General features: G+C 47.4%; 10 protein-coding genes. 8 read left to right on the top strand and 2 right to left on the bottom strand.

What is annotated here, in order from left to right; translation table 11 throughout:
* Positions 1 to 6 precede the first annotated feature (6 nt).
* Both ACXAGL_RS09980 and ACXAGL_RS09985 read left to right on the top strand, forming a co-directional pair.
* On the top strand, positions 7 to 2,253 hold the full coding sequence (locus ACXAGL_RS09980) for a YhgE/Pip domain-containing protein (protein WP_474991016.1): 2,247 nt from the start codon (positions 7 to 9) through the stop codon (positions 2,251 to 2,253).
* Positions 2,254 to 2,271: 18 nt separating this feature from the next.
* Positions 2,272 to 2,625: a hypothetical protein gene (locus ACXAGL_RS09985; protein ID WP_474967324.1), complete on the top strand. Its 354-nt coding sequence runs from the start codon at positions 2,272 to 2,274 to the stop codon at positions 2,623 to 2,625.
* 497 nt (positions 2,626 to 3,122) lie between these two features.
* Here ACXAGL_RS09985 and ACXAGL_RS09990 read toward each other — a convergent pair whose 3' ends face one another.
* Complete coding sequence (locus tag ACXAGL_RS09990) at positions 3,123 to 3,689, bottom strand: TetR/AcrR family transcriptional regulator (RefSeq protein ID WP_027955635.1); 567 nt, start codon at positions 3,687 to 3,689, stop codon at positions 3,123 to 3,125.
* Between the two features lie 272 nt (positions 3,690 to 3,961).
* Between ACXAGL_RS09990 and ACXAGL_RS09995 the strand changes: the two genes are divergently transcribed.
* The 3 genes from ACXAGL_RS09995 (at position 3,962) to ACXAGL_RS10005 (ending at position 8,837) form a co-directional block, all read left to right on the top strand.
* The gene (locus ACXAGL_RS09995; protein ID WP_474970338.1) at positions 3,962 to 5,902 is read left to right on the top strand and encodes an efflux RND transporter permease subunit; all 1,941 of its coding nucleotides are present in this window, start codon (positions 3,962 to 3,964) and stop codon (positions 5,900 to 5,902) included.
* Positions 5,903 to 5,904: 2 nt separating this feature from the next.
* The gene (locus tag ACXAGL_RS10000; RefSeq protein WP_474991018.1) at positions 5,905 to 7,701 is read left to right on the top strand and encodes an AAA family ATPase; all 1,797 of its coding nucleotides are present in this window, start codon (positions 5,905 to 5,907) and stop codon (positions 7,699 to 7,701) included.
* Between the two features lie 203 nt (positions 7,702 to 7,904).
* Complete coding sequence (locus ACXAGL_RS10005) at positions 7,905 to 8,837, top strand: ribose-phosphate diphosphokinase (protein WP_474967327.1); 933 nt, start codon at positions 7,905 to 7,907, stop codon at positions 8,835 to 8,837.
* A 516-nt stretch (positions 8,838 to 9,353) separates the two neighbouring features.
* Here the strand turns inward: ACXAGL_RS10005 and ACXAGL_RS10010 are convergent.
* Entirely contained in the window at positions 9,354 to 10,241 is an 888-nt protein-coding gene (locus ACXAGL_RS10010; RefSeq protein WP_474991021.1) for a fructose bisphosphate aldolase, read from the bottom strand.
* Positions 10,242 to 10,655: 414 nt separating this feature from the next.
* Between ACXAGL_RS10010 and ACXAGL_RS10015 the strand changes: the two genes are divergently transcribed.
* Genes ACXAGL_RS10015 through ACXAGL_RS10025 form a run of 3 tightly spaced genes read left to right on the top strand, consistent with a single transcriptional unit; the run spans position 10,656 to position 13,301 of the window.
* On the top strand, positions 10,656 to 11,609 hold the full coding sequence (locus tag ACXAGL_RS10015) for an ABC transporter permease (RefSeq protein WP_474967329.1): 954 nt from the start codon (positions 10,656 to 10,658) through the stop codon (positions 11,607 to 11,609).
* Entirely contained in the window at positions 11,599 to 12,549 is a 951-nt protein-coding gene (locus ACXAGL_RS10020; protein WP_474991023.1) for an iron chelate uptake ABC transporter family permease subunit, read from the top strand. The genes ACXAGL_RS10015 and ACXAGL_RS10020 overlap by 11 nt, the downstream gene beginning before the upstream one ends.
* Positions 12,543 to 13,301: an iron ABC transporter ATP-binding protein gene (locus ACXAGL_RS10025; RefSeq protein WP_474967331.1), complete on the top strand. Its 759-nt coding sequence runs from the start codon at positions 12,543 to 12,545 to the stop codon at positions 13,299 to 13,301. The genes ACXAGL_RS10020 and ACXAGL_RS10025 overlap by 7 nt, the downstream gene beginning before the upstream one ends.
* Positions 13,302 to 13,323: the final 22 nt, after the last annotated feature.

A 13,323-nucleotide genomic window follows, 5' to 3' on the forward strand; every position in this document is an offset into this window, starting at 1 on the left:
TCTGAAATGAAGAACATATGGAAAATATTCAGCAGAGATTGGAAAAACACGGCAACGAACTGGGTAGCGTTAATCCTGATTCTTGGACTCGCTGTCCTCCCTTCCCTGTATGCCTGGTTCAATATTAAAGCATCGTGGGACCCTTACAGTCAGACGGACCAGCTGCCTGTGGCCGTAGTCAATGAAGACCAAGGGGCTGTTGTCCGGGATAAGGATATCGATGTCGGTCAGGAATTGGTGGATAACTTAAAGGATGAAGACAGTTTCGACTGGCAGTTTACCGATCGCGGTGAGGCGATGGATAAACTGGAGTACGGAGACTACTATGCCGTCATTGTCATTCCAGAGACTTTTTCTGAACACTTAGGAACGGTCGTAGAAGGGAATCCGGAAAAGTCGGAAGTGCAGTACTATGTAAACGAAAAGATTAATGCCATTGCCCCTAAAATTACTGAAAAAGGAGCCACGGTGCTGGTCGATCAAATTACCAGTCAGTTCATCTCGGAAGTGAACGGTACCGTTGCCGATCTGTTCAACGATCTTGGACTTGAACTGGAAAACGATCTGCCGGATATCAAGCGCTTTGAAGAATATATTTTCAAGCTGGAAGAGAATCTGCCAGAAATTTATCAATTGATTTCCGATGCGTATGATGATTCCCAGAATGCTTCCTCCATCATCAACGATGTGCAGGGGTTAATTCCGCAGGCTGAGCAGGCGGCAGGGGATGGATTAAACACAATTGATGAAACGACGGCGTTTATTGATGATGCCGAGCAGCGGTTGAACGAACTCTCTCCGCAGGTAAAGGAAGATTTGAACGCAGCCCAACAGACGGCTGAGGACGTGAACGCCTTCTTGAAGGATGTCCAGTCGGTCGATGTCAATGTGGAATCGATTGGTGAAATCCGTAGTCAAATCAATGATCAGACAAGTCAGTCCTTGGAAGAAATTGCGGCGGTCGAGCAGCTTCTCCAACAAGTGAAGGAACAGCAGCAAGCCAATCAAGGGAATGAAGAAAATCAGGAAGACAATGGGGAAGAGAGCAGTGAAGAAAATAGTGAAGAAAGCACGCCGCAGCCATCCCCACAGATTCCTGAGGAAACCATTGATCAGGCGATTGCTGATGTCCAGGCAATAGAAGAAGCGCTCACGTCCATCCAGGAGGACAGCAGTCAGATTGGTGATCGATTGTCAGAAGCCCAGCAGAACATCGATCAAACCCTTTCCTCCCTTGAAGAAAAGTCAGGGGAAACGGCGGATCAGATTGATGCGTTCCTGCAAGAATACAACGAAAACATTGAGCCGCAGGTCCTGTCCGAAATCGACAAAGCTCAAAGCACGCTGGCGGACGCCCGATCCATTTTGGTGGATGTCCAATCGACCCTTCCTGAAGTCGAGCGGATTTTGAACAGTACGGAAGGCAATATTGCAGAAGGTCAGGATATCCTGGAATATATGATGAACGAATATCCGTACGTCAATCAAAAAGTGAATGAAATGGCGGAGCGGATACGTGAGATCCAGGGAGAAACAGATATCAATGAAATCATCGATCTTCTGAAAAATGACCCGGCCGCAGAGGAAAACTTTTTTGAAGAACCGGTCACCTTAAGTAAGAACGCCCTGTTCCCGATTGAAAACTATGGAACAGGTATGACGCCTTTCTATACGGTCCTGTCCCTGTGGGTCGGTGCACTGCTTCTGGTGTCGTTACTGTCTACGGACCCGGTCAACCTCCAGGAATACCGGAGCTATGAGCAGTACTTCGGGAAACTTGCGACGTTTGTAAGTATCGGCTTCCTGCAGACACTTGTCGTCACGCTCGGAAACGTATTCCTTCTTGATATCGGTGTGGCTGAAGTTGTTCCATTTGTCTTGTTCGGTCTGCTGATCAGCTTTGTCTTTATGACGGTTGTCTTTACTCTTGTATCTGTTCTGGGGGACGTCGGAAAAGCCGGAGCGATTGTCATGCTCGTCCTGCAGATTGCCGGGTCGGGAGGAACATATCCTGTTGCGCTTCTTCCGGAGTTTTTCCAGACGATTCATCCATTCCTTCCGTTTTCCTACGCCATCGATCTGATGCGGGAAGCCGTCGGAGGTATTGTGCCGGAACGAGTGGAAACAGACTTGGTGTTTCTCAGTTTATTCGGCGGGGTATTTCTGTTAATCGGCGTCTTCCTGAAAGGACCGCTGCATAAGCGGACAAGACAGGTGAAGGCTAAATCCAGGGAATCCGGACTGTTCCATTAACACAAAAGGAGAGATTGTATGAAACTTGTAGATATCTACCGAGTGAAAACATATGTGATTCCTGAGTATGTCGATAGTGTCATTCAAAGTGTGTTGAATGTGGATGATCTGCAGGTCGGTCAGTATAAGAATGTGATGTGGCAGACGAAAGATGGGATGGAGCAGTTTGTTCCCTCCGGCACAGCAGTCCCTGCAGAAGGGAAAAAAGGAGAAAAAGAACGGGTGACCTCGTTTCGAATTGAATTTTCCATACCGAGAGATGAAGATCTGCTCACCAAAGTGATTGAGCAGGGCATTTACGCCGCTCACCCATGGGATGAGCCGGTCGTGCAGGTAACGGAAGAACGAGAAGCCAGAAAACACGAATCATGATTGAAAAAGCCGCTTACGTCATCAGACGTAAGCGGCTTTCCGTTTGTAAACAAGTCCAGTGTTTTTCTAGTACCTGCACCGTTGCTGGGTAGAGGGTAAACTTTTTTATCTTCTTATAATCAGCTGTCATCAGCGTTTGTTTCGGACCATTGTCATTTCCACGCGAACGACAATTACGCCGTAAGTGCAGCTCTTTTGAATCTGCGAAGCTAAGCTCAAATTGTCCTTCTCTCATAAGATACCCATTTTCCTTCGTATGTGCTGTACTTTTGGCGCGAGGAGCGTGCGGTGGTGACGCCTGCGGGAAAAGTGCGAGCCGAAGATCCACCTGGGCAGGTGGTTTTCCTGCCCAAGTTAGCTGAGGCCGTGCCCGCGGCAAGCATCCACCGATAAGCGGAACGTGACCACTACCCGGACATACAGACAACTCTACTGGATGACATGTATGATTTCTACAGCGTGAAAGCCGCTCACGTTATGGAACGTAAGCGGCTTTTTTAATCGAAATGGGAAAGGCCATGGAGGATGAAATGATTGACCATAACCGCCATTTCCTCGGGCGGCTGGTCCATGTCGTTCTGGATCCAGTCTTTAATCACGTGGATGACGCCGCTGATGACAAACGTACTGACGTACTCGGATTCCTGTTTGGAAATGACTTTATCAGACGTTAAGTTATCCAGCATGAACCCTCTGGTCAGGTTCATCATCCGTTTTTCAAAGGATGGCGCCGCTTCCCCCTTCAGCAGAGTCTGAAAGATCAGCTTATTTTCAAGCACGTACGATAGAATTTTCTCCGTCATCTGAATCGATTCTTCTTCAAGCTCATGATCATATTGACTGAGATAGGTGTTCATATCCGCTGTAATTTCCTCTTCAATCCGCCCGAGCAGGTCATACTGATCGGAATAGTGGGTGTAGAACGTGGAACGATTGATGTCTGCCCGCGCACAGATCTCTTTTACGGTAATGTCAGCGATGGGCTTCTCATTCAGCAGGTGGATCAGACTTTCCTTCAGTACATGGCGGGTATACTTTTTGCGACGGTCCATTTTTTCACTCATAGCGGGGCTCCTTTTTTTACATTTTTATGACAATCCAACATTTGCGTACCGGTATGTTGGATAAATGACGAAAATTACAAAACTGTTTGTTGAATATCCAACACGGTGTCAATAAAATAGTATAGTGTACGAATGGGAGATGCAAGAGAGGGTGACGTTTTATCGGATGGACAGCACGAATCATAAAGCATAAAAAGAGTATTGTTCTTATCTTTGTCATACTTACGCTGTTAAGTGCGGCGGCTCAGTTCGCCGTGTCCGTCAACTACAATATGATTGACTACCTGCCGGAGGACGCCCCTTCGATTGAAGCGGTGGACATCATGGAGCAGGAATTCGATGAACCGGTGGAAAACGCCCGGGTCATGATTGAAGGTGTTTCGATCACTGAAGCACTCAGCTATAAACAGCAGCTGGAGGACGTGGATGGAGTCGGAAGTGTCACATGGCTCGATGATATCATCGATGTGAAAGTACCGTTGGAGATGGCTTCTGCGGATACAGTTGAATCCTATTACCAGGATGAAAAAGCGCTCTATTCCCTTCACATTGAAGAAGGGGAAGAAGTCGCAGCCACAGATTCAATTTATGAATTGATTGGAGAAGAAAACGCGGTGGCTGGTGAAGCCGTCAACACAGCTGTGTCTCAGAAAATGACAGGCAGCGAGTCGATGTATGCAGCCGCACTGCTCGTTCCGATCATCATTTTGATTTTAATTTTATCAACGACATCATGGATGGAACCGGTCTTCTTCTTGGTGGCCATAGGTGTATCTGTCCTGATTAATTTAGGCACGAACATTTTCATTGGAGAAATATCCTTTGTCACGCAGTCGGTCGCTCCGATTTTACAGCTGGCCGTTTCGCTCGACTATGCGATATTCCTTCTCCACAGCTTTTCGGATTACCGCAGGGAAGTCGAAGATCCGAAGGAAGCGATGCAGCTGGCGATGAAGCGTTCTTTTCCGGCGATTGTCGCAAGTGCTTCCACAACTTTCTTTGGGTTTACCGCTTTAACCTTTATGGACTTTGGTATCGGGGCCGATCTCGGATTGAACCTGCTGAAAGGGATTCTTCTCAGCTTTATCAGTGTCATGGTCTTCCTGCCGGCGCTGACGATGATGTTTTATCACTGGATTGATAAAACCAAGCACCGTCCGTTTGTTCCTGATTTCAAAGGGATCGGCCGTCACGTCATGAAGCTGCGGCTGCCGAGCTTTATCCTGTTGTTAATCATCATTGTGCCTGCTTTTCTGGCTCAAAATGAAACGAGCTTTATTTACGGAACAGGAGAGCAGCCGGAAAACACAAGGGCCGGCCAGGATGTAGCCGCCATCCAGGATTCTTTTGGCAAAAACATCCCGATGGTTCTCCTCGTACCTGAAGGAGACCGGGCGAAAGAGGAAGAATTGGTGCAGGATCTGGAGCAGCTTACAGATGTCTCCAGCGTTGTTTCTTATGTCAACATCGTCAGTCCCGCGATTCCGCCTGAATACTTGGAAAAATCGGTGACCGAGACGTTTTATTCAGAACACTACGCTAGAATTACGCTCTATACGGAGACCGATGCGGAGGGGGAAAGAGCCTTTTCCCTTATTGAAGAAGTGAGGGAAACTGCAGATGGGTACTATGATGAGACACACCTGCTGGGGGAAAGTGTCACGTTGTATGATATGAAAAATATTGTGCAGAAGGATAATACCCTTGTGAACTGGCTGACAATCGCTGCGGTTGCGGCGGTATTGATTCTGACGTTCCGGTCGGTTTCCATCCCGGTGGTCCTGCTCATTACGATTCAGGCCTCGGTATGGGTGAACCTCGCTTTTCCATATTTCATGGATACGCCGCTCGTCTACGTGGGGTATCTATTGATCAGCACGATTCAATTGGCAGCAACCGTCGACTATGCCATTTTATTTACGGAGAATTACAATCATCTCCGTAAAGATATGTCAGCTCTTGAGGCGATTAAGAAAACGATTGATGATAAGGTCTTCGCTATTTTTGTATCGGCTTCGATTTTGTCCAGTGTCGGCTTTATTTTATGGATGACCTCCACGAACCCCATTGTTTCGTCGATTGGTCTGCTGCTGGGGAGAGGAGCGCTGCTTGCGTTTCTGATGGTCGTCCTCGTCCTGCCTGCACTGCTTGTGATTTTGGACCGTGTGATTGAAAAAACGACATGGAAAGCAAACTTTTATAAGGGGAAATGATAATGATAGGGAAACGTTCATCTCTGCTGATCATGGCTTTTCTTCTTGCCGTGCCAGCCGCTCCTGCTTCTGCTGAAGAAGATGGAAAAGCGGAGGAAGGCCGTTACTCTGAAAAGCGTGAAGTCGTCTATGCCACCTTGAATGCTGACGGCAGCCAGAAGGATATGTATGTGGTCAATAACTTTGATATCGAAGAGCCGGGAACGATTGTTGATTTCGGCCCCTACTCAAGCGTAGAAAACTTAACGAATACGAATGAAGTCACACAGAGAAATTCGCGGATTGAAGTGAAAGCCGGAGAAGAGGAATTTTATTACCAGGGAAATCTTGAAGATCAAAATCTTCCTTGGAATATCAACTTTTCCTATAAGCTGGACGGAAAAGAAATCAATCCGGAGGAACTCCTTGGAAAAGATGGACAACTGGAAATCGGTATCGAGACGTCAGAAAAAGAAGGGACCGATCCTGTCTTTTTCAACAACTATACCCTGCAGATTACGGTTCCTCTAGATGCAGAAATCTTCGAGAATATTGAGGCATCTGAGGGGACGGTTGCCAGTTCCGGGAAAGACAGACAGGTCACGTTCACAGTTCTTCCTGAGAAAGAAGAAAGCTACAAGGTGACAGCTGATGCAGAGAATATTGAAATGGACAGCATTGAAATTGCTGCGGTTCCTGCCTCCATATCTATGGAAGAGCCTGATATTGATGGCGTCAAGAATGATATGAGTTCACTCGCGGATGCGACAGCCGCCATCCATGATGGAGCTTCCGGGCTAGCCGACGGGATCGCTGAACTAAATAACGGAACAGCTCAGGTTTATAGTGGTTCAGAACAGTATCTGAGCGGCATCCAGGAGTTGAACAGTGGTTCGGGTTCCCTGGTTGAAGGATCCGCATCGATCAAAAGTGCGCTTGCGGAAATGAGCCGTCTGGCTTCACAGGGACCTGGAGAATTGAACCTTGGGGACCTGTCGCAGATGCAGACGAACTTGAGAGAGCTCTCTTCCGGTCTTCAGAAAGCGGAAGACGGCCTTGAGGATTTGAGAAGCCAATATACCAATGCCCACGATCAACTGGATGAGGCGATGGCTTCCATTCCCGGGTATGAAGTGACCGAGGAGGATATCCAGGCGCTTCGTGAGTCAGGAGTCGATCAGGAAGTGGTCGATCATCTGATTGAAACGTATCACGCAGCCCAGGAGGCTAAGGCGGTTTACGGAGATGCAGAAGGCGCATTTGATGCAGCCGGGCCTGCCCTTGATCAGGCAGTGGCTTCATTGAGTGAGATCAACGGCCAGCTCGCAGCGGCGGCTGATACAATTGAAACAAATCTCGGGAGTGTGAATGTGGATGAATCCATCAAGGAGCTGCAGCAGGGGATTCAGAATTTCTCCTCGCAGTATAATGACTTTCATGCCGGACTTGTCGAGTATACGGACGGCGTGGGACAGCTGGCCGGTTCGTACGAGGAAGTGCATTCCGGGATCGGCGGGCTGACAAGCGGGACAGCCGGCTTGGAATCCGGTGCTTCTGATCTTCAGAACGGAACGGCAGAACTCGCTGCCTCTACCAGCGATCTGCCGGACGAAATGCAGTCGGAAATCGATCAATTGATGAGTGAGTATGACTATTCCGATTTCGAACCGGTGTCCTTTGTTTCCGAAGAAAATGAGAACGTTGAATCGGTTCAGTTCGTTATAAAAACAGAAAGTATCAAAAAAGCAGAACAGGAAGAAGAGCAGGAGGAGCAGGACGAGAAAAGTCTCTGGGACCGCTTTTTGGATTTGTTCCGCTAGATGAAAAAGCCTTCTCCCTTTCATGCGGGAGAAGGCTTTTTTTGTATGAAGTTAATTAGTTTCGAAACTCGAAATGGTATAGTATACTCTTTATTGGAATAACACAGTGATGTAAACTCAAAATAAAAATGGTGTAAATGTTTATCAAGATGAAAAGTAAAACATAGGCTCCATTTGAATTCTTACGTACGGGAGAGATCAAGATGAGCATGAAGCTGTTTACGCTTAACTCCAACGAACCGTTGGCAGAGGAAATCTCAGAGATATTGGATGTTCCTTTAGGAGAGAGTTCTGTAGTGAGGTTCAGTGACGGTGAAATTCAAATTACGATCGAAGAAAGTGTCCGTGGAGACGACATTTACTTGATTCAATCGACGGCTCAGCCGGTCAATGAACATTTAATGGAGCTTTTGATTATGGTGGATGCTTTGAAGAGAGCTTCCGCCAAGACCATTAACGTGGTCATTCCTTATTATGGGTATGCCCGTCAGGATCGGAAAGCACGTCCGCGTGAACCGATCACGGCTAAATTGATTGCCAACCTGTTGGAAAAAGCAGGCGTATCAAGAGTCGTCGCTCTTGATCTGCATGCGCCGCAGATTCAGGGATTCTTCAATATCCCGGTCGATCAGCTGCTCGGCATTCCGATTATTGCTCAGTATTACAAGGAGAAAAACATCGAGGATGTTGTCGTGGTAGCTCCTGATACAAGCGGTCTGCGCCGGGCGCGCCGCATGGCAGATATTCTGGATGCGCCTATAGCATTTGTGGATAGACGCCGCCCCGAACCGCACATGGAGGAAGATTTGAATGTGGTCGGTAATATTGAAGGAAAGAACGTCATTATCGTGGATGATATGATTGATACTGCCGGAACGATCGATCAAGCAGCTGCTGCACTCCTCGAGAATGGAGCCAATGAAATTTATGCGTGCGGCACCCATGCCGTGTTGTCCGATCCTTCCGTGAAGATCATCGAGGATTCACCGGTCAAGGAATTGGTCGTGACGAATTCTGTTTATCTTCCTGAGGAAAAGCGGATTGATAAGATCGTATCGCTATCTGTTGCCCCGTTGTTTGCAGATGCGTTGACACGTGTACAGAAAGAGCAGTCCGTCAGTGTCCTGTTCGATTAATAAGGAAAACCCCCGCTTTTCAAAAGCGGGGGTTTTCTACTTACAGAGCACGTGTTCTTTTACCTCTTCGCCTGAATCGTGTGGGGGCCACGGTCCGCTTATCGGTGGGTGCTTGCCGCGGGCACGGCCTCAGCTAACTTGGTCAACAAAACCACTTGACCAAGTGGATCTTCGGCTCGTGCTGTTCCCGCAGGCGTCACCACCGAACGCTTCCCGTGTCCACACCCTGTCATGGTTGAAAAGGTGGCTGGTTTGCTAAAGAGAGCATCATTTTTTGACACTTCACTTATAGGATCGTCTGGATGAAGGAGAGTCTTTTCCGGCACCGGAGGGAGCACAAACCATTTCACTCCTGCGGAAAAACGGGCGGTCAAGACCCCGGAGGGCGGTTTTCCCGAGGAGGCTTGGACGTTCGTCCGCGGAAAGGGAATGGTTTGTGCTCCTGAAGGCTGGTGAATAAATGGTTTCTCTACACAAAGAAAACCTCCGCTTGAATCAGCGGAGGTTTTTGTCTGTTTATTTATTTACGGAAGCGTCATAAATGGAGCTTACGGAATGATTCAGGGACTGGTCGAATTCTTCCTGCGACTGGTCGACATGAAGATCGCCGACAAGGGCTCTGGAGAAGCTTGCGATCAGACCTTCATTATCCTTCAGTTTTTCGTTGGCTTCTTCACGGGAGTATCCACCGGAAAGAGCGACAACGCGGACGACACGTGGGTGGTTGATGATTTCCTGATAAGCATTCGGCTTCGTAGGAATCGTCAGTTTCAGCATCACGTTTTGATCTTCATGCAGCTGATTGAGCTGATTGAGGATCTCACCGCGCAGGATATCCTCACATTTCTCTTTTTCCTCACTGTTGATGTCGACTTCCGGCTCTATGATTGGGACGAGACCGGCTGCAAGGATTTTTTTAGCGACTTCAAACTGTTGGTCTACAACAGCTTTGATGCCATCGTAATTCGCTTCATGAATGACAGAACGCATTTTCGTACCAAAGATGTTTCGTTCGTTGGCACGGCGCAGCATATCATCCAGATCAGGGATCGGCTTCATCATCTGTACGCCGTTTTCCTGTTCGGCAAGTCCCTTGTCAACTTTAAGAAAAGGGACGATACCTTTGGAAGAAAGGTAGTCTGCTGTAAATTTCCCTTCCACTTCGCGGTCCATCGTCTGTTCAAACAAGATGGCGCCAAGAATCTGCTCAGCATTGAAGGAAGGGGAGGTGAGAATTCTCGTTCTCATCTCATGGACCTGGTTGAACATTTCCTCCTCATTGGCATAAGCGTCTTCGTGTACGCCGTATGCGGCAAGCGCCTTAGGTGTGCTGCCTCCGCTCTGGTCGAGTGCAGCAATAAAACCTTCTTCGTTTTTCATTCGTTCAAAATGACGGGTGTTCATGATATCCGCTCCTTTTACGAAATTTAAAAACTCCATGGATCCTTTTCCCTCTCTCACCTATTCTTTAACATCCAACAAACTCCTTCTATATTTTTTAGTTTTCCCCATTTTTCAACAGGGGAGGAAGATACTCTTCCATATCGGTTCAAATATGAGGAACGAGGAGAAGCGTCCATACTCCGCCTTAGAGCGCAGTTTTTGTTGACCCTCCAGTTACTGGAGGGTTTAGCATGGAAAGAAGAATGAAAGGACCCGTGTAGCAATTGATCGAAAATTATGTTGATAATGATAATCGTTATCATTATAATGGGGTGTATAAGGAAGGAAAGAAAGAGGGGAGGTCCAGCCTTTTTAATTGAGAATGATTATCTTTGTCGTGTTGGAGATTGAAGCATTCCATTAAGAAGTACGTGTATGAGAGTTTTATACTTAGCCATCACTTTAATCGTTTTATCCATAGCATCTATTTTCATCGGCGTATCGGAGCTCTCTGTGATGGATATTGGCGGGTTGACCTCCCAGCAGCAGGAAATTCTGCTTGTCAGCCGGATCCCGAGACTGCTTAGTATTCTGATCGCCGGGATGAGCATGAGTGTCATCGGCTTTATTATGCAGCAGCTGAGCCGGAATAAATTCGTGTCGCCGACAACGGCCGGGACGATGGACTCTGCAAGACTCGGCATTCTTGCGGCACTCATTCTTTTCCCGACAGCTAGTATGCTGATGAAGGTTTCCATCGCTTTTGTGTTTGCTCTGGCCGGGACGTTTCTATTCATGAAGATTCTCGACCGGATCAAATTCAAAGATACGATTTTCATCCCGCTTGTTGGTCTGATGTTCGGGAATATCGTTGGATCTCTGACGACGTTCATCGCCTACCGTTTTGATATGATCCAGAGCATCGGCTCCTGGCTGCAGGGAGATTTCTCGATGATATTAAAAGGAAGGTACGAGCTGTTGTATTTGAGTATTCCGGCTTTGATTCTGGCTTACTTCTATGCCAACCGTTTTACCATCGCCGGGATGGGAAAGGATTTTGCGAGCAACCTGGGCCTTCAGTACAAACAAATTGTAAACATCGGTCTTGTCATTGTCGCGTTCGTTTCGTCCATTGTACTGTTGACGGTCGGTTCTCTGCCGTTCCTCGGCTTGATCATTCCGAACATCGTATCGATTTACCAGGGGGACCATCTGCAGAAGAACCTGCTCCATACAGCTCTTCTGGGCGCTCTGTTTGTGCTCGTATGTGACATGCTCGGCCGGGTGTTGATCTTCCCTTATGAAATATCCATTGGTTTGACGGTCGGCGTTCTTGGAAGCGGCATCTTCCTGTTTCTGCTGTTGAGGAGGAATGCTTATGCTTCTTAAAAGAAAAATGCTCCTGCTCGGTCTGCTGGCCACCGCGTTTTCGGTTCTCTTTTTGTTCTGGGATATCGGAACAGCTTTTGGTTATGTGTTTCCGCGCAGGCTGATGAAAGTCGCCGCTATTGTTTTGACAGGAAGCTGTATCGCTTTCTCTACGGTCATTTTTCAAACGATCACGAACAACCGGATTTTGACGCCGAGCTTAATCGGACTCGATTCTCTGTACATGCTGATCCAGACGGCCATCGTATTTGTTTTCGGAGGTCAGCAGCTGGCGATGATGGAGAATCGCTTCCACTTTGTATTGTCTGTAGGTTTAATGGTGCTGTTCGCTCTGCTTCTGTTCAGGCTTGTATTCAGAATGGAGCAGCGCAATATTTACTTCCTTCTGTTGATTGGAATTATATGCGGGACCTTTTTCAGCAGCATCTCTTCCTTCATGCAGATGCTGATTGACCCGAATGAATTTACGATTGTTCAGGATTCCATGTTTGCCAGTTTTAACAATGTCAATGATGACCTGCTTGGTATTTCCGTTATCATTATTATCCTGGCCGGGGTTTATGCGTTTCCGATGTTGAAATATTTGAATGTCATGGCCCTCGGACAGGATCAGGCCGTGAACCTCGGGATTCCTTATAACAAAATTGTCCGGCGCTGGCTGATCATTATTGCTGTCCTTGTTTCTGTATCGACAGCATTGGTGGGTCCGATTACATTCCTCGGACTGCTCGTCGCCAACGTCGCTCATCAGTTGTTTCAAACCTACCGCCACAGCTATTTGATTATTGGAGCCGTTTTGATCAGCATCATCACACTTGCGGGTGGACAGTTTATCGTCGAGCATCTGTTCACATTCTCAATTCCAATCAGTGTCATCGTAAACTTTGTCGGCGGTGTTTACTTTCTTTACTTATTGTTGAAGGAGAATCGTTCATGGTAGAAGTGAAACACGTATCAAAAACGTATGGTTCGAAAAAAGTCATAGAAAATTTATCCGTGGACATTCAGCCCGGAAAGATCACATCATTCATAGGATCGAATGGGGCGGGGAAAAGCACCCTGCTTTCCATGCTCAGCCGGCTGATTTCCAAGGATGAGGGCCAGGTGCTTCTGCACGGCCGGGACATTCATTCAATTAAACCGAACGATCTGGCTAAAGAGCTTTCCATCCTGAAACAGTCCAATCATATAGATCTGAGAATCCAGGTCCGTGATTTGATCAGTTTTGGACGCTTCCCTTACTCACAGGGGCGGTTAACAAAAGAGGACTGGGAGGAAATCAACAAAGCCATTCATTACATGGAGCTTGAGGAGATCCAGGAGCGTTATATCGATGAATTGAGTGGTGGTCAGCTCCAGCGTGCTTACATTGCCATGATTATTGCGCAGGATACGGACTACGTCATGCTCGATGAACCTTTGAACAACCTGGATATGAAGCATTCCGTACAAATTATGAAATCGTTGAGGAAAATGGTTGAGGAAATGGGGAAAACGGTGGTCATCGTGATTCACGACATCAACTTTGCCTCGTGCTATTCCGACCGGATTGTTGCCTTGAAGGATGGGGAGATTGCCCGGGAAGGCCCGACGGAGGAAATGATCAACAGTGAGATGCTGAAGGAAGTCTACGACATGGATATTCCTGTGCAGCTCATTAACGGTGAACGAATTTGTCTACATTTTAAATAATAGAAAAAAGGATGAGTCGATG

The organism is Halobacillus sp. ABA4_118, assembly GCF_056160205.1.

Excerpts from the sequence above, each read along its gene's own strand:
- ACXAGL_RS10005 (WP_474967327.1), top strand. The coding sequence starts at position 7,905 with ATGAGCATGAAGCTGTTTACGCTTAACTCCAACGAACCGTTGGCAGAG.
- ACXAGL_RS10000 (WP_474991018.1), top strand. The coding sequence starts at position 5,905 with ATGATAGGGAAACGTTCATCTCTGCTGATCATGGCTTTTCTTCTTGCC.
- ACXAGL_RS10020 (WP_474991023.1), top strand. The coding sequence starts at position 11,599 with ATGCTTCTTAAAAGAAAAATGCTCCTGCTCGGTCTGCTGGCCACCGCG.
- ACXAGL_RS09980 (WP_474991016.1), top strand. The coding sequence starts at position 7 with ATGAAGAACATATGGAAAATATTCAGCAGAGATTGGAAAAACACGGCA.
- ACXAGL_RS10025 (WP_474967331.1), top strand. The coding sequence starts at position 12,543 with ATGGTAGAAGTGAAACACGTATCAAAAACGTATGGTTCGAAAAAAGTC.
- ACXAGL_RS09985 (WP_474967324.1), top strand. The coding sequence starts at position 2,272 with ATGAAACTTGTAGATATCTACCGAGTGAAAACATATGTGATTCCTGAG.
- ACXAGL_RS10010 (WP_474991021.1), bottom strand. The coding sequence starts at position 10,241 with ATGAACACCCGTCATTTTGAACGAATGAAAAACGAAGAAGGTTTTATT.
- ACXAGL_RS09990 (WP_027955635.1), bottom strand. The coding sequence starts at position 3,689 with ATGAGTGAAAAAATGGACCGTCGCAAAAAGTATACCCGCCATGTACTG.
- ACXAGL_RS10015 (WP_474967329.1), top strand. The coding sequence starts at position 10,656 with ATGAGAGTTTTATACTTAGCCATCACTTTAATCGTTTTATCCATAGCA.
- ACXAGL_RS09995 (WP_474970338.1), top strand. The coding sequence starts at position 3,962 with ATGATTGACTACCTGCCGGAGGACGCCCCTTCGATTGAAGCGGTGGAC.